The following is a 20,199-nucleotide window of genomic DNA, read 5'->3' as shown; positions in this document are numbered from 1 at the left end:
GCACGGGTTGTGACCGAACCAGTGACCATGGTGGTGTGGTCCCGGACACACGATTAGGGAGCGCTCCGTTCAGGCGCGTAACCTGCTGACACCACTGGCAATCGGGGCCGGGTGGGTGATGAGGAGGAACACGTAGTGCTTCGGCGAGTCCTGCTGGGCATGTCCCGCAGCCCCCAGATGAAGAAGGCCGTGTCGTCACTTCCGGTGTCCAGTGGCATCGTCGCGCGGTTCGTGGCCGGCGAGACCGCGCCGGAGGCCGTGCTGGCCACCGAGAAGCTGGTCAGCAACGGCCTGTACGTCACCCTCGACCACCTCGGTGAGGACGTCACCGACCTGGCCGCCGCGACCGCCACCGCGGACGCGTACCTCGAGCTGCTCCGGCAGCTGTCCGAGGCCGGCCTGACCAAGAACGCCGAGGTCTCGGTGAAGCTGTCCGCGGTCGGCCAGGCGCTGCCCGGCGACGGCGAGAAGATCGCGCTGGAGCACGCGCGGACCATCTGCCACGCGGCCCGCAACGCCGGGACGACGGTCACCCTCGACATGGAGGACCACACCACCACGGACTCCACGCTGAACATCCTGCGCGAGCTGCGCCAGGACTTCCCGGAGACCGGCGCGGTGTTGCAGGCGTACCTGCGCCGGACGGAGGCCGACTGCCGCGACCTCGCGCACGCGGGCTCCCGGGTCCGGCTGTGCAAGGGCGCGTACAAGGAGCCGGAGTCGGTCGCGTTCCAGGACAAGCGGGCGGTCGACAAGGCGTACGTCCGGGCGACGAAGATCCTGATGAACGGCGCCGGCTACCCGATGATCGCCTCCCACGACCCGCGGCTGATCGCGATCGCCGGCTCGCTCGCCGACCGCGCCAACCGCCGCCCGGGCAGCTTCGAGTACCAGATGCTCTTCGGCATCCGCCCCGAGGAGCAGCTCCGGCTGGCCTCGCAGGGCCACACCGTGCGCGTCTACATCCCGTACGGCGAGGACTGGTACGGCTACCTGGTCCGCCGCCTCGCCGAGCGCCCCGCCAACCTCCAGTTCTTCGCCCGCTCCCTGATCAGCAAGAAGTAGACCGCCTGGTGGGCGCCACCGGCACCCCGGCGACCGCCATCAGTAACCTGAAGGCATGACTAGTCAGGTGGCCATTCTCGGGGCCGGTGTGATGGGGGAGACGTTGTTGTCCGGGCTGATTCGGGCCGGACGGCGACCGGAGGAGCTCCTGATCACCGAGCGTCGGGAGGAGCGTGCCGCCGAGCTGCGCGAGCGGTACGGCGTCGACGTCGTGTCCAACGTGGACGCGGCCGCGAAGGCGGAGACCCTCGTCCTGGTGGTGAAGCCGCAGGACATGCCGGACCTGCTGAGCGAGATCGCCCCGGCGGTCGACGCCTCGCAGACCGTGGTGTCGATGGCGGCCGGGGTGACCACCGGGTTCATCGAGTCCCGCCTGCCGGAGGGCGTCGCCGTGGTCCGGGTGATGCCGAACACGCCGGCCCTGGTGGACGAGGGGATGGCGGCGATCTCCCGCGGCGCGCACTGCGACGAGAGCCACCTCGAGTTGGCCGAAAGCCTGCTCGCGGCGACCGGCCGGGTGCTGCGCGTGCCGGAGAAACAGCAGGACGCGGTGACCGCGATCTCCGGTTCCGGTCCGGCGTACCTGTTCTTCGTGGTCGAGTCGATGATCGAGGCCGGCGTCCACATGGGGCTGCCGCGGGGTACGGCGACCGAGCTCGTCGTCCAGACCGTCGTCGGCTCCGCGAAGCTGCTGCGGGAGACCGGTGAGCACCCGACCGTACTGCGGGAGCGCGTGACGTCCCCGGGCGGGACGACGGCGGCCGCCGTCCGGGAGCTCGAGGACCACAAGGTCCGGGCCGCGTTCCTGTCCGCGATCGAGGCGGCCCGCAACCGGTCGAGGGCGCTCGCCGCCGAATAACACCTCGACCGCGGTGGTCGTTATTGTTGTCGCCGCAGTTCCCTGCCGTGTTCAAGGGATGAGTCGACTATGGTCCCGCCCATGCGTAATCGTTCGGAGCAGGCGAGCCCCGAGCAAGTCAGCCCTGCCCCGGAGCCGGCCGCCGCGCAAGTGAACGCCCCCGCGCAGGTGCCGGCCGCCGCGCAGGTGCCCGCGCTGCCGTGGCGGGTTCCGCTGGATCCGGCGCCGTGGTGGGCCTGGGCGCTGTTCGTCACCCCGTTCGTCGCCGTGCCGGCGCTGAACTCCTGGCTCTGGATGGGCGCCCGCGACATGCTCGCCGTCGGCCTGCTGATCGTCATCGGCGCCTCGGTCGTCCGGGTGGCCGGCGGTGTCGTCCTCTACCGGGTGGTGCTGACCCCGACCGCGCTGAAGGCGCGCACCAGCATGCTGATCCGCAGCCTGGCCTGGCAGGACGTCGACCGGATCGAGGTCGGCGACGACAACGTCGTGCTCACCCGCGGCCAGGACGAGAACGAGATCAACGGCATCCCCAAACACCGCGTCGCCGAGGTGGCCGCCGTCATGGAGGCCCTCCGCCGGCAGGCCGCGAGCAACCCGGTCCGCCGCCATCACCACCGCCCCGGCATCGGCACCCTCTTCGTGCTCGTCTACCTGACGCTGTCCGTCGGCGCCTTCCTGATGCGCTGGCACATCGTCTGACCCGCAGAGGTTCTAGCCGAGCTCCAAAGTCGCGACCACCGGCCAGTGGTCACTCGGCAGCCGACCGCCCGGGCGGAAGTGGGACACGGACCCCTCGAGCACGCGCCATTCCTCGGTCACCAGGATGTGGTCGATGCGGTCGTCGTCCTCGGCGCCGGTGAAGTCGTGCCAGCTGCCACCTGCGTCGGCCGGTACGGCGTTCCGCAGCCCGGCGGCCGTCAACGCCTTCAACGGCGGCGAGTCCGGCGTCGCGTTCAGGTCGCCGAGCACGATCCACGGCAGCGCGCCGGCGATCCAGCGGGCGATCAGCCGCGACGACTGCAGTTGCGCGACCTCGCCGGCGTGGTCGTAGTGCGTGTTCGCGACGCCGACCGTCGTACCGTTGCGGTGGCGTAGCCAGACCAGCGTGGCGATCCGGGTCAGGTCCGCGTCCCAGCCGACCGATCCCGGCGTACCGGGGTCGTCGGACAGCCACCGGGTCTCGTGCTTGTCGACCTTCCAGTCGCCCGGCCGGACCAGGACGACGGAGTGCTCGCCGGCACTCATGCCGTCGTCCCGGCCGACGCCGACGACCTCGTACCGCGGGAACCGCCAGCGCAGGTACTCGAGCTGGTCGGGCAGCACTTCCTGCAGCCCGACCACGTCCGCGTCGAGGTGCTCGATCGCCGCCACCGCCGCGTCCCGCCGGACCGGCCAGGCGTTGTCGCCGTCCGGCGCGGACGAGTTGCGGATGTTGAACGTGGCGGCGCGGAGCTTCATGGCGCCGATCCTGCCAAACCCATCGCCCGGACCGCCGCCTGGAGTCGGGGTGTGCTCGCCTCGATCGCCCGGTCGCGGCCCTTGGCCAGCAGGTCGTCGACCGCTCCCGGGTCGGTCGCCAGCCGCGCGTACTCCTTCTGCAGCGGCTCGATCACCGCCAGCACCGCGTCCGCGACGTCCTGCTTCAGCGCGCCGTACGACGAGTAGGACTGCGCCAGCCGGACCGGGTCGCCCTCGGTGCAGGCGGCCAGGATCTCCAGCAGGTTGGTCACTCCCGGCTGGTTCGCCTCGTCGTGCCGGACCTCGTTCCCGGAGTCGGTGACCGCGCGCATGATCTGCCGGCGGATGACGTCCGGCGGGTCGAGCAGGCGGATCGTGCCGATCGCGTCGTCGGAGTCGGACTTGCTCATCTTCGCGACCGGATCGGCCAGGTCCTTGATCCGCATCGCGAACGCCGCCTTCGCCAGCCGCGGTACGACGAACGTCTCGCCGTACTCGCGGTTGAACCGGATCGCCACGTCCCGGGCGAGCTCGACGTGCTGGTCCTGGTCGCCGCCGACCGGGACCTGCTCGGTGCCGTACAGCAGGATGTCGGCGGCCATCAGACACGGATAGGTGAACAGCGATGCGCGGGTCATCGGCCGGCCCCGGCCCTTCTCCTTGTACTGGATCATCCGGGACAGCTCGCCGACGTACGACGTGCACTCCAGCAGGTACGCGAGCTGGGCGTGCGCGGGCACGTCGGACTGGACGAAGACGGTCCCTTCGGGGACGCCGGCGGCGAGCATCAGCGTCGCGATCTCCCGGGTGAGCGCGGCGAGTCTTCGGGGGTCGTGCCTGGTCGTCATCGCGTGCAGGTTCGCGACGAAGTAGTACCCGTCGGGGTCGGTGAACCGGCGGAGCGCGCCGAGGTGGTTGCCGAGCGTCAGCCGGCCGGACGGGGTGATGCCGGAAAGCGAGGTCATGGGAATGCCCTTTCGGTGTGTGGAGGCCCCACCGAGGGCATGAAAGAGGCCGCCTCGGCGAGGCGGCCTCGTGGATGCGTGCGAACACGCTGGGGGGACCGCCCTAGGCGGCCCACCACATTTGCACGTTCGTGTTCACGCGACCAGGGTAGCCGGAGCGCGGGAGCCCGCGCCAGCCTGGTTATCGCTGGACGAGCGACTGGACGATCAGCTCGTTGCGGGCGTCCTGGCCGAGCGGCACGGTCGGGTGCACGCCGTCGCGGAGGTAGTTGACCAGGCGGTACGGCTTGACCCAGAGCCACTCGGCCCAGCGGATGATGCGCAGGTTCGGGTGCTTCTCCTGGGCGTCGTACAGCTGCATGTTCAGCCACGAGCTGTTGCGCTGGTCGGCGAGCTGCGTCGTCGCGGGCACGCTCGTGCGGACGACCTGGAGGTTGACCCAGAACAGCGTCCGGTTCGGGCCGACGATGCTGATCGCCCGGTCGACCTGCGCGGCGAACTTCGGCGGGTCGAAGATGTCGTTCGAGCCGCTCGCCATCAGGATCCGCCGCGGCAGGCCGTACGTCGACGCCCACTGCTGGAGCGCGTCGACCGCGCCGACGGTGGGCCGGCTGGCCCAGTTGTGCACGGCCAGCTGGCTGTTGTCGCGGTTCAGCAGCCGGATCGCCAGCGACTTGCCGTCCTGGACGGAGATGCTGTCGCCGAACATGAACACCCCGTTGGTGTCCCGCGTCCGCTGGATCTGCGCGGCGGTCGAGATCGCCTTGGTCTTGTCGCTCCACGGCCCCAGTACGCCGGAGCCGTACGGCCCGCCGCCGGCCGCCGCGGCCTCGGTGGTGGTCGCCAGTGGCACGGCCACGGTGGAAGCGGCTACCGCGGCCCCCGCCGTGAAGATCTGTCGTCGATTCGGTCTCAGCGAGCTCACGGTCTTCCTCACGGGAGGGAACTGTGAGGCCAACCGGCTACTCAGCGCAAGTCCGGTGCCCGGTTTGCAGGTTCCTGCAAATCCTGTAACGCCTTGCAGGCTTCTCGCGATAGACCGTTCGCAGGGCCAGTGACTCCCAGTAGCCATTTCGATTAGTAGCCATTCGATCGACCTGGTCACCTCGTCGGCGGACGGGGCTGTGCGCGACTGGGTCAGCCGACAGCTGTCAGCTGGATCCGATCCCTGCGGAAGCGGCCGGCGCGGCCCAGGAGGGGTGCTGCGCCGCCCGCTTCCCTGTCTGCGGCCGCTCAGCTCCCGGTAGCCGAGGGCACCGGGCTGAGGTCGATCGCGTCCAGTTCGGCGTAGCAGACGCCCTTGGTGAACTTGACTGTGTTGGGGCCGGCGGTGAGCGGGAGGTCGACGCTCGCGACCGCCAGCAGGGCCCAGCCGTAGGACGGGTACGTGATAGTTGCCTGCGGCCCGTTGTTGGCCGAGACCTGGTGGGTGCAGGTGCTGCCGGTGCCGTTGGCCCCACGGGCGCGGATCCGGTACGTGCCGGCGGCCGGCACCTGGAACGTGAACGTGACCGAGCTGTCGGCGTAGTCGATGTAGCCGATCTTCGCCCCGCCCGAGGCCGAGGTGATCTGGGTCCGCCGGGCGTGGACGACGGTCGCGTTCGCCGACTGTTCGGCCTCGAGCCGGGTCAGCGGTACGCCGGTCAGAGCGCCGTACCACCTGGTCGCGGCCTTGGACAGCGCACCGTAGTTGGGATGCAGCGCGTCCGTCAGGTCGAACGGGTTCGAGAACGACGGGTTCGTGTCGACGAACGCGATCTGCTTGCCAGCGGCAACCTTCGTGGCGACCAGGCCGGGGATCGTGGCGTTGAAGGCGTTCACCCGGCTGTAGTGGTTCGGGTCGTTGATCGGCGGGATGCTGCTGACGAAGATCCGTGCGGCCGGCAGGGTGGTCGCGATGGTGTCCAGGAGCGTGGACAGCCGGCCGGGTGCCGCGCCGGCGGAGGCGTCGTTGTACATGTCGTTCGTGCCGAGTTGGATCGTGACGACGTCCGGGGTGTAGGTGGTCAGCCAGCCGGCCACCTTGTCCTGGACCATCCCGATCGTCCAACCGCCGTGGCCCTCGTTGTCCTTGTCCGCGAGCGCCGCCGACCCGGAGGCCACCGAGCCGACGAAGTCGATCGGCCGCCCGTCCGCCGCCAGCAGTTGATACAGGTCGGTCCGGTAACCGCCCTTCGCCGCGTCGTGCCCGGCCGTGATCGAGTCGCCCAGCGGCATGATCCTCGTCGGCCGCTCCCGCTCCAGCGGTACGGCGGGCCCGTCGGCAGCCGGCGTGGACGCGTCCTGGGTGGACGCGGCTGGGGCGGACGCGGCCAGGGTGGATGCCTTCGAGCTGGGCGTGGCCGGGCCGGACGGTGTGCCGGGGCCGAGGGTGAACGCCAGCGCGGCGGCGCTGAGCAGGACGGGCAGGGCGCGGACGGACGCTCGCATGCGGTTCTCCTTCACCGGGCGGACCACCCGATCGTCAGTTCCGTCCGTGGCCACGGGCAATCCTTTCGACCGACCCCGAAGCCTTCGTCAACCGGTGCCAACTTTCCGAGGGGGCTAGGGTCGGGGCATGAGTGGTGAGGCAATGCTGGTGTTCGACGAGGGTCTGACGGCGTACGACTTCGGCCATGGGCACCCGATGAGCCCGATCCGGGTGGACCTGACGGTCCGGCTGGCCCGGGCGCTCGGCGTCCTCGACCAGTTGAAGGTCGTGCCGGCGCCGGTCGCCGACGACGCGCTGCTCGGGACCGTGCACACCCCCGAGTACATCGCGGCGGTCAAGCGGGCGGGGGCCGACCCCGACGAGCCGGACCTGGAGCACGGCCTCGGCACCGAGGACACGTACTGCTTCCCGAACATGCACGACGCCTCCGCGCACGTCGTCGGCGCCTCGGTCGAGGCCGCCCGCGCGGTCTGGGAGGGCGACGTGCTGCACGCGGCCAACATCATCGGCGGCCTGCACCACGCGATGCCGTCCGCGGCCAGCGGGTTCTGCGTCTACAACGATCCCGCGATCGCGATCCGGTGGCTGCTCGACCACGGCGCCGAGCGGGTCGCGTACGTCGACGTCGACGTCCACCACGGGGACGGCGTACAGACCGTGTTCTACGACGACCCGCGGGTGCTGACCGTGAGCCTGCACGAGTCGCCCACGACGCTGTTCCCCGGGACCGGGAGTGCGGCGGAGACCGGCGGACCGGGTGCGGAGGGTACGGCGGTCAACATCCCGCTCCCGCCGGGGACGGGGGACGCCGGCTGGCTGCGGGCGTTCCACGCGATCGTGCCGGACGTGGTCCGGGCGTTCCGTCCGTCGGTCCTGGTCACCCAGCACGGGTGTGACTCGCACGTCGAGGATCCGCTGGCGCACCTGACGAAGACGGTCGACGGCCAGCGCGCGGCGTACCTGGCGCTGCACGACCTCGCCCACGAGGTCGCGGACGGCAAGTGGGTGGCCACCGGCGGTGGCGGCTACGCGATCATCGACGTCGTCCCGCGGGCCTGGAGTCACCTGCTCGCGATCGTGGCCGGTCACCCGATCGACCCGCAGACCCCGGTGCCGGAGTCGTGGCGCGAGGACATCCGGATCCGGTACGCCCGGACCGCGCCGCTGCGGATGACGGACGGCCGGGACGCGGCGTACGAGGACTGGTCGGGCGGTTACAACCCGGACACGTGGCTGGACCGCTCGATCAAGGCGACCCGCGACGTCAGCTTCCCGCTGCTCGGGCTCGACCCGTCGTACTGAGTCACACGAGACACCCCCTTTCCCATTCGTACCAACAGCCACTACGCTCGTGACATGCGCGGACGGAGGTGCCGGAGGGGAAGCCGGCGCACGATCCGTGCTGGAAGTGCGGTGCGCAATGGCATCAAAGAAGTCCGGTGGTGAGCAGCCGCTCGCCGAGGTGAAGTTCCTGACCGTGGCGGAGGTCGCCACGGCCATGCGCGTGTCCAAGATGACGGTGTACCGGTTGGTGCACTCCGGAGAGCTGCCCGCGGTGCGGGTCGGCCGGTCGTTCCGGGTGTCGGAGGACGCCGTGCACGACTACCTCAAGGGCGCCTACTTTCAAGCCGGATAACCACGAGAGACGAGGCGGCCGGGTCCTCCGGGACCGGCCGCCTCGCCGTGTCTACTGCCTGGCCCTGGTCAGCAGGGCCCTGATCGCGGCGGTGATCTCGGCGGGAGACTCCTCGGCCATGAAGTGGCCGGCGGACGTCGTCCGGTGGTCGAGGTCCTTCGCCCAGGCACGCCACAATGCGGCGGCGTCGAAACCCAGGGCGGCACCCCAGTCCTGCTGGATCACGCTCACCGGCATCGTCAGCTTGTTGCCCGCAGCAAGATCCTCCCGGTCGTGCGCGACGTCGATCGTGGCCGAGGCCCGGTAGTCCGCGACGATCGACGGAACGGCGTCCCGGCAGGCGTCCAGGTACGCCGCCCGGACGTCGGCCGGGATCGCGACGTCGTCGTTCGCCCAGAGCGTCAGGAAGTGGCCGAAGAAGGTGTCCGCGGCGGCGGCGATCATCGTCTCGGCCAGGCCGGGTGGCTGCGCCATCAGGTACAGGTGGAAGCCGACGGCCGCGCTGGTCCCGTGCATCACGTCCCACATGTCCAGCGTCGGCAGCACGTCGAGGCACATCAGGTGCGTGATCACGTCCGGGTGGTCGAGGCCGGCCCGGAAGGCGACCAGGGCACCGCGGTCGTGGCCGACCAGAGCGAACTTCTCGTGGCCCAATGCGCGGGCGACCGCGACGACGTCGGCGGCCATCGTCCGCTTCGCGTAGGTGCCGGTCGTCGTCCCGTTCGCGTCGTCGGCCGGCTTGTCGTTGGCGGCGTACCCATCGTCAGCGGTCGGCTTGTCGCTGGCGTCGTGCCCACCGTCGGCGGTTGGCTTGTCGCTGGCGCCGTACCCGCGGAGGTCGGGGCAGATGACGGTGTGGTCGGCCGCCAGGTCGGTGGCCACGTGCCGCCACATCAGGTGCGTCTGCGGGAAGCCGTGCAGCAGGACGATCGGCGGACCGGAGCCGGCGACGGCGACGTTCAGCGAGATGCCGTCGACGCCGGGGACGCGGCGGTAGTCGAACCCGTTGATGTTCATGGTGATCAGCCTTGCGCGCGCGGATGAGCACTGGATGAGTACGGTGAGCGGGTGGAACTCGGGGTGCTCGGGCCGGTGGCGGCCTGGGACGACGCCGGGCGGCCGATCGCTCTGAAGGGTCCGCGGCACCGGGCGGTGCTGGCCCGGCTGATCGTCGCCCGGGGCCGCGTCGTCCCGGCGAGCCGGCTGGTCGACGATCTGTGGATCGACCCGCCCGACGGCGCGCTGAGCGCCGTACGGACGTTCGTCGCGTCACTGCGGCGGGCGCTCGAGCCGGACCGAGCGCCACGGTCGCCGGCCCGGTTGCTGGTGACCGAAGGGCCCGGGTACGCGTTGCGCACGGAGGCGGTGGACGCGTGGCGGTTCGAGCGGGCGGTCGCGGCCGGCGGGTTGCCTGAGCTGTCGAAGGGGCTGGCGTTGTGGCGCGGTCCGGCGTACGCCGACTTCGCCGACGAGGACTGGGCGCAGTCGGAGCGCGCACGACTGACCGAGCTGCGGCTGCAAGCGGTTGAGCGGCAGGCGGAGGCGCGGCTCGCGCTCGGGTTGGCGGCTGAGGCTGTGCCCGAGTTGGACGCGCATGTGACCGAGCATCCCTGGCGCGAGGAGGCCTGGCGGCTGCTGGCGCTCGCGCTCTACCGGACTGGTCGGCAAGGCGACGCGTTGGCGGTACTGCGTCGTGCGCGCGCCATGCTGATCGACCAGCTCGGTGTGGATCCGGGGACTGCGTTGAGTCGGCTGGAGACCGACATCCTCAACCAGGCCGAGCACTTGGACCCCGTGTCGGCCGGACGCGTGTGGGAGGAGGCGGCCGCGGAGTACGACCGGACTGTGGGTGCCGGCGCGCGAGCACGGCTGGAGTCGACGGTCGGCCTGCTGCGCAGTCTCGCGGTGACGGGCGGCGGTGGGCTCGAGGCAGCGCGCCGCCATCGGTTGGCAGCAGTCATGGCGGCCGAGGAGCTCGGTGACGCCGACCTGACTGCCCGGGTGATCGGCGCGTACGACGTACCAGCGATCTGGACGCGGTCGGACGACGAGGCGCAGGGCACCGCGATCGTGGCCTCGGCGGAGCGGGCCCTGCGGACGCAGGAGCATCCGTCGATGCGGGCTCGGCTCCTTGCCACGATCGCGTTGGAGTCGCGCGGGTCGCGGGACCGCCGGGCCGGGCAGGCGGCTCGGGAGGCGGAGGAGATCGCTCGCGGGCTGGACGATCCGGCGGTGCTCGCGTTCGCGCTCAACGGGGTGTTCATGCAGTCGTGTCGGCGCGCAGGGCTGGCGTCCCGGCGCGATGCGCTGGGTGCGGAACTGGTCGAGCTGTCGGCGCGGCACGGGCTGGCGACCTACGAGGTGCTGGGTCATCTGATCCGGCTGCAGGCGTGCTGCGCGTTGGGTGAGTATGCGGTTGCCGACGAGCATTCGAGCGCTGCTGATGCACTGGCGGCCCGGCACGAGCTTCCGCTGGTGGGTGTCTTCACGGCCTGGTACCGCGCCCTCCGGGTGGACACCGTGGATGCCTATGAGCAGGCCGGCTCGTTGCTCGACGGTGCCGGGATGCCTGGATTGCAGCAGGGGCTGGTGCCGCTGGCCGTCGCCGCTCATGCGTTGCGTCACGGTCGGCCGCTCGCGGACGTCGACTACGGCCCGTACGAGCCGTGGGTTCGCCCGCTGGTCCTGCTGTCGCGGGGCCGTCCCGTCTCGGCCGCCGTACCAGAGCCACCGCCGGGGCTGCTGCTCGAGGCGCTCTGGTGCCTGACGGCGCTTGTTGCGCGCGAGCTCGGCGACGACGCCCTGCTCACCCGAGCCCGCCACGCGTTGGCACCAGCCGCGGGCGAGCTCGCCGCCGGCTCAGGTCTGCTGACCCTCGGCCCGGTCAGCGACTACCTCTAGGCATCGAGGCTCACAGGAAGCTCCCAGGATGTTCCCAGGGGAGGCTGATGTGCGGTGGTCAGGATGGAGGTGCCGCCGGGGAAGGCCCGGCCACAGGTTTTGAGGAGCACCCGATGCGCATGAAGATCGTCAAGACCGTTGCCGCCGGCACCATCGCGGGCCTCGGCCTCGCCGCCGTCGCCTTCACCCCGGCCGCCTACGCCGCGACCCCGTCCGACCGGTCCACCGTCACCCGCACCACCCTCGGTCCACACCTGGCCGTCCTCACCGAGCCGATCGTCCAGCTCCCGGTCCGCAAAACCGCCGCCTAGGCCCGCCGTCTGGCCTGATCGGCCCGGTGGCTAGCCTCGGCGCGCTCGGACGGCGAGTGCGTGGGGGACCTCATAGCCGCCTGGTTCCTCGAAGTGTTCGAGAGTGAGGCCGGTGGCGAGGAAGGCGTTGAGGTACTCGGCGAGTGGAAGGTGGCGCATGCCGACCCGCCGGCGGACACCGTCCTCCGCCCACCACGGCGACTCCTGTGCCCATCCCGGAGTCCGATAACTCGGATGAACCAACCGGCTCCCGTCCTCGCTGTTGTACACGACATGCGGCCCGTTGAAGCACGGATGCACGCCGTACACCACCAGCACTCCGCCCACCCGCAGCACGCGCGCGGCCTCACGCAGTACCGCCCCGAAATCGTCCACGTCGGTCGAGATCCACATCGCCATCACGGTGTCGAACGAGCTGTCGGCGAACGGCACCCGAGCAGCGTCTGCAACCATCAACGGTCCGTCGGTACGCGTCCGCGCGACCCGGAGCTGGTCCGGCGAGCAGTCGACGCCGACGACGCCGCGCCCGGTCGCGCGGATGGTCTCGAAGTTGCGGCCGGTGCCACAGCCGAGGTCCAGACAGGGGCCGGATCCAGGGCCGAGGAGGTCGAGCAGCCCCGGTTGGTGGGTGTCCGATCCGGCGACGAAGCGCTCCTCGTACCACTCGGCCAGACCGTCGTACCGAGCCCTCATCCCAACCTCCCCAGGTCGAGCCTCCACCCTACCCAGCCGCCCGCTTTAGGTCGGGGCGGTGACCTACGGGTAAGCTTTGCCGACGTTCTCTTTAGGTTTGGAAGGTCCAACGTGGGTTCCGTAATCAAGAAGCGCCGTAAGCGTATGGCGAAGAAGAAGCACCGCAAGCTGCTGAAGAAGACGCGGGTGCAGCGCCGCAAGCTCGGCAAGTAAGCAGGTCCCGCCGCGCCGGCCGGGAAGCACGGCAGCGCGGCGTTTCGTGGGGTTGCTGTCTGGCTGGGGGTCTCTCGTGGCACAGGTGGTGATGGTGACCGGCGTCTCCCGGGACGCCGGTGCTCGCTGTGCGCGCAGACTGGCCGACGACCCGTCGATCGGCACGGTGCTCGGCGTCGACGTGGTACCGCCACGGGCCGAGCTGGGCCGGGTCCGGTTCGTCCGGGCCGACATCCGCAACCCCGTGATCGCCAAGGTGATCGCCGCCGAGGACGTCGACACGGTCGTCCACACCGGCGTCGTGGCGACCCCGGGCAGTGCGGGCGGCCGGTCGTCGATGAAGGAGATCAACGTCATCGGCACCATGCAGCTGCTCGCCGCCTGCCAGAAGGCGCCCGGCGTGGCCAAGCTGGTGGTCAAGTCGTCCACCACCGTGTACGGCGCGGGCCCGCGCGACCCGGCCCTGTTCACCGAGGAAATGGCGCCGCGGGCGATCCACCAGACCGGCCTGAGCAAGGACGCGGTCGAGGTGGAGGGGTACGTGCGCGGCTTCGCCCGGCGCCGCCCCGACGTCTGCGTCTCCACCCTCCGGATGGCGAACTGGATCGGTCCGCGGACCGACTCCCCGATCACCCGGTACTTCTCCATGCCGGTGATCCCCACGATCTTCGGGTACGACGCCCGCCTGCAGTTCCTGCACGAGGACGACGGCGTCGAGGCGATCCATCACGCCACCGTCGACGACCTGCCCGGCACGTTCAACCTGGCCGGCGACGGGATCCTTGCGCTGTCCCAGGCGATCCGCCGGCTCGGCCGGCCGGCGCTGCGGCTGCCCCCGTTCACCGCGTCGACCACGGCGGCCGCCGTACGCCGGGCCCGGCTCGCGGACTTCTCGCCGGACCAGATCACGTTCCTGACCTACGGCCGCGCGGTGGACACCACCCGGATGCGGACCGAGTTCGGCTTCGAGCCGAAGTACACCACCGCGACCGCGTTCGACGACTTCCGCGCCTCGCTCGGCCCGGGCGCCACCTCTCACGCCTCCGCCCTGCTCAGCGCCGGACTGGGAGCCCTGCGTGGCTGACGCCGAAGTGATCCCGATCGGTTCCGGCGGGCGACCGGGTCGTGGCAGCGGCCGTCGTACGACGCCGTCCGCAGCAGCCCGCGCCCTTGCCGGACCCCGCGACCGCTCGTCGAGGACCGGCCGACCGCCGAAGCCCGGGCCTTCGACGCCGGGGTCGTCGACGTCGGGGTCGTCGACTCGCGGCCCGTCGGGACAACAGGTGGACGGCGCAGGCGACGTACCGGTCGAGCCGATCCTCGAGGACATCCCGCTGGTCGAAGGTCCGCCGCCGTTCGACTTCGCCGGACTGGAGCGGGTCGTCCGCGAGTTGTTCGGCGAGGACGGCGAGCGCCGGGTGGCGGAGTGGCTCGCGTTCATGCGCCGGCGGCTGAGCGGCGAGTACGCGGTCGACGAGTTCGGGTACGACGCCGACCTCACCGACCAGGTGTTGCTGCCGATGTTGCGGCCGCTGGCGGAGAAGTGGTTCCGGGTCGAGGTCCGCGGCGTGGACAACATCCCGTCCGACGGCGGCGCGCTGATCGTTGCGAACCACTCCGGCACGATGCCGCTGGACGGCCTGGTCACCCAGCTGATCGTCGCGGACCACGCGCACCGGCCGCTGCGGACGCTCGCGGCCGACCTGGTGTTCCAGACGCCGTTCGTCGGCGAGCTGGCCCGCAAGGGCGGCGCGACACTGGCGTGCAACGACGACGCCGAGCGGCTGCTCGGCCGCGGCGACCTGGTCGGCGTCTGGCCGGAAGGGTTCAAGGGGATCGGGAAGCCGTTCAGCGAGCGGTACAAGCTGCAGCGGTTCGGCCGCGGCGGCTTCGTCAGCGCGGCCATGCGGACCGGCGTACCGATCGTGCCGTGCTCGATCGTCGGCGCCGAGGAGATCTACCCGCTGGTCGGCAACATGGCGTCACTCGCGCGGCTGCTCGGCGTACCGTACATCCCGATCACCCCCTTCTTCCCGCTGCTCGGCCCGCTCGGCCTGATCCCGCTGCCGTCGAAGTGGCTGATCGAGTTCGGCGAGCCGATCCGCACCGACGACTTCCCCGACGGCGCCGCCGACGACCCGATGCTCGTCTTCAACGTCACCGACCAGGTCCGCGAAACCATCCAGCAAACCCTCTACACCCTCCTAGTCCAACGCCGCAGCGTCTTCTTCTAACGCCCGGCCTCCCCCCAGCCCGGACCCAGACCCCGTCCTCGCCTCCCGCCCGGCGCACCCCAGCCCGGCCCACCGCCAGCCCGGCCAGCCGCAGCCCCGCCAACTACGGCCCGACCCCCGGCCCGGCGTTCAGCCCCGGCCCGCCGCTGACCGGCTCAGCCCGGCCCGCCTGCTGCCCGAGCTCGCCCCGCCCTCGACCATTTCATGGGTTGGCCCATGAAATGGTCGGTTGTGCACCGATAATCCGGGTGGAGAACCCACAACCTCATGGGTTAACCCATCAAATGCGGACGAGCGAGGCCCGGCCGGGGGGCCGCGGACCGGGGCGCGGGCGTGTGGACCGCGGCCCGAGGCGGGGGCGGCGCCGGCTCGTGGGTGATGCGCCACGGCGGGAAGGGCGGCGAAGCAGGCAGCCCGGCGTCGGGGCGCGGGGCAGCACGGCGGGGCGCGGCGCCGGCGGATGTGGTGGGGCGGGCGACGTGGGGCGGCAGGGCCCGTGGGGATGCGCGCGGGAGGGTGGGAAGCAGGAAGCTCGACGCGGCGGGAGGGGCGCGGCGTACGACGTCGGGCGGGGGTGCTGGGTACGAGGCGGGCGGCGTACGGCGGGAAGCGGCGTGGGCCCGCCGGTGGTGCTTCGGGCGGGGGAAAGTAGGGAGTCCGACGCGGGCTGGGTGGACCGGGCCCGGGCGGGGCGGGGCGGGGCGGGGCGGGGCGACGGCCGCAGGTGGAAATGTCGTGTGGGGTGGGGGAAAGCAGGAAGCCCGGCGCGGGGCGCCGGGCTTCCTGGGGGTTTGCTGTCCCTTACTTCCAGGGTGGGAGGAGGGTTTCGATGACGCCGGGGAGGTTGATGATCGGCGTTGTCGGGAGGGACAGGGTCGGGAACGGCCAGGGCCAGGAGGTCTGGCTCGGCGTGGGCAGGGTGGGGACGACCGTCGGCGTCGACGTCGGTGTGCCCGACGAGACCGGCTTCGGGGGCGTCTTCAGGCTCGGCGGTGGAGTGTTCGACTCCTCCACGATGGTCGTGTCCACCGGCTTGGTCGGCGTCGCGCTCGGCGCGGTGCTCGGGGCCGTTGCCGGTTTGCTGGACGGACCCGCGCTCGGCTCCTTGACCGTGGCGCTCGGCTCGGTCGTGTTGTTCGGTGCGGCCGGCTGGTTGCCACCACCCTTGGCCGGCTTCGGCTGCTCGCACTTCGGGCAGGCGGCCGTGGTGTGACCGGCCAGCTGCTCGATGGTGGCGAGCGCCTCGACGGCGGACTTCAGCGACTCCGGCGGCAGCTTCGGCGCGAGCTCACCAAGGGCCTGGCGGGCGCTGGTGATGAACTGCGTGACCGCCGTGATCGAACTCGCGTCGCCGTCCTGCTGGTACGACGCGACCAGCCGGGACACGCCCTTGCGGGCCTGCGCCGAGAAGTCGTCGAGGGTGGCGTTGATCGTGCCCACGTCGCCGCCGGAATCGGCCAGCGCCTGGACTTCGGACAGTCGGGTCATCGCGTGCTCGAGATCACGCCGGCCCCGGGAGTCGTCCCCGACGCTGACGTTGGTGGAGACGTTCTCGATGCTGCGCTTCATCCCGTACAAGGTGTCGCCGGGCATCGCCTGCTGAGCGGCGGCGGCAGAACCGATGCCACCTCCGAGCAGGACCAGCGCGGCGGTACTGGCCACGAGCCGGATGCGCCGGCCGTGACGATGGCGGATATCTGTCACGGACGCGTCGACGTCCTCGCGGGTCGGCGGGTCGTCCGAGTCGTCCGGAGTACTGCGCACCATCGTCGGAGTGGTCGTGGCCGCTCGCGCCGCCGCCTGCTCCATCAGGCGGTGCCGCAGCTCGGCACTGAACTCCGGTCGCGGTGCCACTGCGCCGGCGGTCCTCAGCCGTCCGACCAGTTCCACAGCTTCCATCAGCTCGGGGTCATCGCTCAGTCGCGAAGAGTGACGGGGCCCGTGATCGACGGCGTGCGCGAAGGCCTCCGCGCGCGCTCGAGCCCTGTGTAGGTCACTCATGAGTTCTCGTTCTCCTCAATGGCCAGTCGGGGTTACCGACAGGTCCTCACGAAGGAGAACGAGGAAACTCACTGACGGGTTACGAAAGACATTCGTTGTCATCCGCCTCACCTCAAGTCCTTGGGGATAACCTTCGCCAAGTGCCGTACGGCCCTCAGTTGCAGTTGCTTGACGGCGCCTTCGGACTTCTCCAGCGCCTTGGCCGTTTCCGCGATCGACAAACCGGCGAAGAATCGCATCGTCAGGCAGTCGCGTTGTTCGTCGGGCAAGGCCGCGACGGCGTCCCGCAGGACCTCGGCGGTGGCGGCGGCCAGTACGTCGACCTCCGGCCCCTCGGTCTGCCGGTCGTGCGTCTCGATCTCGTCCGTGACCACCTCGAGCCGGACCCGGCCGGACTTGTAGTGGTCGGTGATCAGGTTCCGGGCGATCGTCACCAGCCAGGCGCCGAAGTCGCGGCCCTGCCAGCGGAACGAGTCCAGCGCGCGCAGCGCCCGGACGAACGTCTCGCTGGTCAGGTCCTCGGCGAGCGCCGAGGACGAAACCCGAGCGTAGATGTAGCGATAGACGGTGAGCGAGTACTCGTCGTACAGCTCACCGAAGGCACCGACGTCCCCGGCCTGGGCGCGATCGACGAGCTCCGCACGTCTCATCCCGTCCGGGCTTGGCTCCGGCGTGGTCAAGATTTCTCCCCGTTCAACTGGCACGTCTTCTGACACATCCGCGAATGGCCACAGCGGCTGAGACAGCACCGAGCGTTATGCCTGAAACACCCGCTGTCAACAGTCCGAGGCGTGCCGCCTTCCGTCCGGTCCGATAGTCACGAATGCGCCAGCCGGCGACTTCCGCGTGGCGGCGCAGCCGGCTGTCGGGGTTGATCGCGCATGGATTCCCCACCAGCTCGAGCATCGGCAGGTCGTTCACCGAGTCCGAGTACGCCGCACAGGAGGCCAGGGCCAGCCCCTCGTGCGCCGCAAGCGCGCGGACGGCCTCTGCCTTGGCCGGGCCATGCAGGATGTCGCCCACGAGTTCACCTGTATATATCCCGTCACGCTCCGCTGCAACCGTTCCGAGCGCGCCGGTCAGTCCCAGCCGCCTGGCGAGCAGCCTCGCGACCTCCACCGGAGCGGCCGTCACCAGCCAGACCCGCTCGCCGGCGTCCAGGTGCTGCTGGGCCAGCGCCCGCGTCCCGGGCCAGATCCGGTCGGCCATGATCTCGTCGAAGATCTCCTCGACCAGCAGTTGCACCTCGGAGACCCGGTGGCCGGCGATGAACGTCAGCGCGGCCGCCCGGGCGTTGGCGACCGAGTCCGGCGTCTCGCCCTGGAGCCGGAACCTCAACTGTGCAAAGGCTTTCTGCGCGATCTCGCCGGAGGTGAAGAACTTCCGGCGGTAGAGCCCGCGGGCCAGATGGAACATCGAGGCGCCCTGCAGCATCGTGTTGTCCACGTCGAAGAACGCGGCCGCGTCCGGCACCGGACGTGTCCGTAACGCGGCCTCGACCTCGGCCGCCGCGGCGCTGGCCTCCCCGGCGAGCACCGATCTCGCGCGCAGATCGCGCGACGAACCCCCACCCATGGATGAGGACCTTAGGGCACGGAACCCCGGTCTGTCGCCTACTGCCCGTCACCGTCTCACAGCGGCGGCGGGCGGGCGTACCGTGACCACGCCCACATGACAGACTCGCCTGGTGAACTTCAATTTCGCGGACATTCTTCGTGACACAGCGCAACGTCACGGCGAACGTCTCGCGCTGGTCGACGGTGATCGGCGGCTGACCTGGCGCGAGCTCGACGCGACCGTCGAGCGGACCGCGCAGGGGTTCGCCGCGGCCGGCCTGGTGCCGGGGTACCGGGTCCTCCTGCTGTCCGCCAACAGCGTCGAGTTCGTCACGTCCTACCTGGGGATTCTCCGGGCCGGCCTGGTCGCCGTACCGCTGAACACCGGGCTGACGGCGCGCGAGATCAGCAGTGTCGTGGAGCACTCCGGAGCCCGGCTGGCGGTCGCCGACGGCGACCTCGCGGGCAAGATCGAGGGCCTCCGGACGATCCGGGCCGGCGAGCTCGAAGGTCACGCTCCGTTACTTTCGCAGCTCGACCCGGAGACCCTGGCCGTCCTGCTCTACACGTCCGGAACCAGCGGGGATCCGCGGGCGGCGATGCTGTCGCACCGCGCGCTGGCCGCGAACGTCCGGAACCTCTCCGGCCTCGGCGAGGACCGGATGGGTCCCGACGACGTCGTCCTCGGCGTGTTGCCGATGTTCCATGCCTTCGGCCTGAACGCCGTCCTCGGCTGGGCGGTCGCGAGCGGCGCCACCCTCGTCATCGAGCCGCGCTTCGACTCCACCCACACCCTCGACCTGATCAGCAGGTACGGCGTGACCCGCCTGCCGCTCGCCCCGCCGGCGCTGACCGCCCTGCTCGCCCGGCCGGACCTGCGGGACGCGCTGGCGACGGTCAAGGTCGTCCTGACCGGCGCGTCCACCCTCGACCGGGCGCTGGCCGACCGGTTCGAGCGGGAGACCGGGAAGTTCGTCCACCAGGGCTACGGCCTGACCGAGGCGTCCCCCGGCGTCACCACGACCCTCGGCGAGGAGAACCCGAAACCGGGCTCGGTCGGCCGCCCGCTGCCGAACGTCGAGGTGCGGATCGCCGACGAGCAGGGCGAGGACGTCGAGGGCGACGACCCCGGCGAGATCCTGATCCGCGGCCGCAACCTGTTCTCGGGCTACTGGCCGGACGGGGTCGACGGCCCGGACGAGGACGGCTGGTACCGCACCGGTGACGTCGGCTTCCTGGACGCCGACGGCGACCTGTTCCTGGTCGACCGGTTGCGCGAGCTGATCATCGTGTCCGGGTTCAACGTCTTCCCGAGCGAGGTCGAGGAGGTCCTGGTCGGCGCTCCCGGTGTCCGCGAGGCCGCCGTCATCGGCGTACCGTCCGACGAGACCGGGGAAGCGGTGAAGGCGTTCGTCGTCCCGGAGACGGGTGCGGCGGTGGACACGGCCGCGGTGCTGGAGTACGCCGGGACGCGGCTGGCCCGGTTCAAGTGTCCGGTCGAGATCGCGGTGGTGGACCACCTGCCGCACTCGGTCACCGGCAAGGTCGCCAAGGGGCAACTGCGGAAATGACGCGCGTCACTCTCTACGGGAAGCCCGGCTGTCACCTGTGCGACGACGCCCGGGCGATCGTCCAGCAGGTCTGTGCCGAGCTGGGCGTCGACTGGTCCGAGGTCGACATCACACAGGATGACCGGCTGTTCACCGAGTACGGCGAGCAGATCCCGGTGACCTTCGTGGACGGCAAGCAGCACGATTTCTGGCGCGTGGACCCCGCCAGGCTCCGAATGGCGCTCACGTAGTCGCGTCTGGTGATCCCCCGACCCGACTCTTAGTGCAGTCGGTCACCTCGGCCGCCGCCGATTTTGTTCTCACGT

General features: G+C 70.8%; 21 protein-coding genes. 12 read left to right on the top strand and 9 right to left on the bottom strand.

What is annotated here, in order from left to right; all coding sequences use genetic code 11:
* Positions 1-135: 135 nt before the first annotated feature.
* The 3 genes from ACQPYZ_RS32685 to ACQPYZ_RS32675 all read left to right on the top strand — a co-directional run bounded on the left by ACQPYZ_RS32685 (position 136) and on the right by ACQPYZ_RS32675 (position 2,623).
* Positions 136-1,065: a proline dehydrogenase family protein gene (locus ACQPYZ_RS32685; protein WP_433162835.1), complete on the top strand. Its 930-nt coding sequence runs from the start codon at positions 136-138 to the stop codon at positions 1,063-1,065.
* A gap of 55 nt (positions 1,066-1,120) precedes the next feature.
* Complete coding sequence (proC, locus tag ACQPYZ_RS32680; RefSeq protein WP_433162834.1) at positions 1,121-1,924, top strand: pyrroline-5-carboxylate reductase; 804 nt, start codon at positions 1,121-1,123, stop codon at positions 1,922-1,924.
* Between the two features lie 81 nt (positions 1,925-2,005).
* Complete coding sequence (locus ACQPYZ_RS32675; RefSeq protein ID WP_433162833.1) at positions 2,006-2,623, top strand: hypothetical protein; 618 nt, start codon at positions 2,006-2,008, stop codon at positions 2,621-2,623.
* Positions 2,624-2,635: 12 nt separating this feature from the next.
* Here ACQPYZ_RS32675 and ACQPYZ_RS32670 read toward each other — a convergent pair whose 3' ends face one another.
* The 4 genes from ACQPYZ_RS32670 to ACQPYZ_RS32655 all read right to left on the bottom strand — a co-directional run bounded on the left by ACQPYZ_RS32670 (position 2,636) and on the right by ACQPYZ_RS32655 (position 6,777).
* Positions 2,636-3,382 carry an endonuclease/exonuclease/phosphatase family protein gene (locus ACQPYZ_RS32670; protein ID WP_433162832.1) on the bottom strand — a complete coding sequence of 249 codons (747 nt, stop codon included), beginning with the start codon at positions 3,380-3,382 and terminating at the stop codon, positions 2,636-2,638.
* The gene (trpS, locus tag ACQPYZ_RS32665) at positions 3,379-4,347 is read right to left on the bottom strand and encodes a tryptophan--tRNA ligase (RefSeq protein WP_433162830.1); all 969 of its coding nucleotides are present in this window, start codon (positions 4,345-4,347) and stop codon (positions 3,379-3,381) included. The genes ACQPYZ_RS32670 and trpS overlap by 4 nt, the downstream gene beginning before the upstream one ends.
* A 181-nt stretch (positions 4,348-4,528) precedes the next feature.
* Positions 4,529-5,206: a hypothetical protein gene (locus tag ACQPYZ_RS32660; RefSeq protein ID WP_433162829.1), complete on the bottom strand. Its 678-nt coding sequence runs from the start codon at positions 5,204-5,206 to the stop codon at positions 4,529-4,531.
* Positions 5,207-5,580: 374 nt separating this feature from the next.
* Positions 5,581-6,777 carry a GDSL-type esterase/lipase family protein gene (locus ACQPYZ_RS32655; protein WP_433162827.1) on the bottom strand — a complete coding sequence of 399 codons (1,197 nt, stop codon included), beginning with the start codon at positions 6,775-6,777 and terminating at the stop codon, positions 5,581-5,583.
* Between the two features lie 127 nt (positions 6,778-6,904).
* On the opposite strand from ACQPYZ_RS32655, the gene ACQPYZ_RS32650 reads away from it, so the two are divergent.
* Complete coding sequence (locus ACQPYZ_RS32650; protein ID WP_433162826.1) at positions 6,905-8,080, top strand: acetoin utilization protein AcuC; 1,176 nt, start codon at positions 6,905-6,907, stop codon at positions 8,078-8,080.
* A 118-nt stretch (positions 8,081-8,198) separates the two neighbouring features.
* The gene (locus ACQPYZ_RS32645) at positions 8,199-8,414 is read left to right on the top strand and encodes a helix-turn-helix domain-containing protein (protein ID WP_132209923.1); all 216 of its coding nucleotides are present in this window, start codon (positions 8,199-8,201) and stop codon (positions 8,412-8,414) included.
* A gap of 51 nt (positions 8,415-8,465) precedes the next feature.
* Here ACQPYZ_RS32645 and ACQPYZ_RS32640 read toward each other — a convergent pair whose 3' ends face one another.
* Positions 8,466-9,431, bottom strand: a complete 966-nt coding sequence (locus ACQPYZ_RS32640; protein ID WP_433162825.1) for an alpha/beta fold hydrolase — start codon at positions 9,429-9,431, stop codon at positions 8,466-8,468.
* A 51-nt stretch (positions 9,432-9,482) separates the two neighbouring features.
* Here ACQPYZ_RS32640 and ACQPYZ_RS32635 point away from each other — a divergent pair, with 51 nt between their 5' ends.
* Both ACQPYZ_RS32635 and ACQPYZ_RS32630 read left to right on the top strand, forming a co-directional pair.
* Complete coding sequence (locus ACQPYZ_RS32635; RefSeq protein WP_433162824.1) at positions 9,483-11,315, top strand: BTAD domain-containing putative transcriptional regulator; 1,833 nt, start codon at positions 9,483-9,485, stop codon at positions 11,313-11,315.
* Positions 11,316-11,428: 113 nt separating this feature from the next.
* Positions 11,429-11,626, top strand: a complete 198-nt coding sequence (locus ACQPYZ_RS32630) for a hypothetical protein (protein WP_433162822.1) — start codon at positions 11,429-11,431, stop codon at positions 11,624-11,626.
* A gap of 30 nt (positions 11,627-11,656) precedes the next feature.
* On the opposite strand, the gene ACQPYZ_RS32625 is transcribed toward ACQPYZ_RS32630, so the two are convergent.
* Positions 11,657-12,319, bottom strand: coding sequence for a class I SAM-dependent methyltransferase (locus ACQPYZ_RS32625; protein ID WP_433162820.1), 663 nt, complete (start codon positions 12,317-12,319; stop codon positions 11,657-11,659).
* Positions 12,320-12,430: 111 nt separating this feature from the next.
* Between ACQPYZ_RS32625 and ACQPYZ_RS32620 the strand changes: the two genes are divergently transcribed.
* The 3 genes from ACQPYZ_RS32620 (at position 12,431) to ACQPYZ_RS32610 (ending at position 14,766) form a co-directional block, all read left to right on the top strand.
* The gene (locus tag ACQPYZ_RS32620) at positions 12,431-12,532 is read left to right on the top strand and encodes a 30S ribosomal protein bS22 (protein WP_008356322.1); all 102 of its coding nucleotides are present in this window, start codon (positions 12,431-12,433) and stop codon (positions 12,530-12,532) included.
* A 91-nt stretch (positions 12,533-12,623) separates the two neighbouring features.
* Positions 12,624-13,616: an NAD-dependent epimerase/dehydratase family protein gene (locus ACQPYZ_RS32615; protein WP_433169810.1), complete on the top strand. Its 993-nt coding sequence runs from the start codon at positions 12,624-12,626 to the stop codon at positions 13,614-13,616.
* A complete protein-coding gene (locus ACQPYZ_RS32610) occupies positions 13,609-14,766 on the top strand; it encodes a lysophospholipid acyltransferase family protein (RefSeq protein WP_433162819.1) in 1,158 nt (385 codons plus the stop codon). The genes ACQPYZ_RS32615 and ACQPYZ_RS32610 overlap by 8 nt, the downstream gene beginning before the upstream one ends.
* Positions 14,767-15,567: 801 nt before the next feature.
* Here the strand turns inward: ACQPYZ_RS32610 and ACQPYZ_RS32605 are convergent.
* The 3 genes from ACQPYZ_RS32605 to ACQPYZ_RS32595 all read right to left on the bottom strand — a co-directional run bounded on the left by ACQPYZ_RS32605 (position 15,568) and on the right by ACQPYZ_RS32595 (position 18,342).
* Positions 15,568-16,620 (bottom strand): DUF5667 domain-containing protein, encoded by a 1,053-nt coding sequence (locus ACQPYZ_RS32605; protein ID WP_433162817.1) that lies wholly within the window; start codon positions 16,618-16,620, stop codon positions 15,568-15,570.
* A 254-nt stretch (positions 16,621-16,874) separates the two neighbouring features.
* Positions 16,875-17,417: a sigma-70 family RNA polymerase sigma factor gene (locus ACQPYZ_RS32600; protein ID WP_041289570.1), complete on the bottom strand. Its 543-nt coding sequence runs from the start codon at positions 17,415-17,417 to the stop codon at positions 16,875-16,877.
* 43 nt (positions 17,418-17,460) lie between these two features.
* Positions 17,461-18,342, bottom strand: coding sequence for an HAD family hydrolase (locus tag ACQPYZ_RS32595; protein WP_433162816.1), 882 nt, complete (start codon positions 18,340-18,342; stop codon positions 17,461-17,463).
* A gap of 112 nt (positions 18,343-18,454) precedes the next feature.
* Between ACQPYZ_RS32595 and ACQPYZ_RS32590 the strand changes: the two genes are divergently transcribed.
* Both ACQPYZ_RS32590 and ACQPYZ_RS32585 read left to right on the top strand, forming a co-directional pair.
* The gene (locus ACQPYZ_RS32590; RefSeq protein ID WP_433162814.1) at positions 18,455-19,894 is read left to right on the top strand and encodes a class I adenylate-forming enzyme family protein; all 1,440 of its coding nucleotides are present in this window, start codon (positions 18,455-18,457) and stop codon (positions 19,892-19,894) included.
* Positions 19,891-20,124: a glutaredoxin family protein gene (locus ACQPYZ_RS32585; protein WP_433162813.1), complete on the top strand. Its 234-nt coding sequence runs from the start codon at positions 19,891-19,893 to the stop codon at positions 20,122-20,124. Before ACQPYZ_RS32590 ends, ACQPYZ_RS32585 begins: the two co-directional genes overlap by 4 nt.
* Positions 20,125-20,199: the final 75 nt, after the last annotated feature.

The organism is Kribbella sp. CA-247076, assembly GCF_050942445.1.
Taxonomy (GTDB): domain Bacteria; phylum Actinomycetota; class Actinomycetes; order Propionibacteriales; family Kribbellaceae; genus Kribbella.
This window is presented reverse-complemented; position numbering and strand designations above follow the sequence as displayed.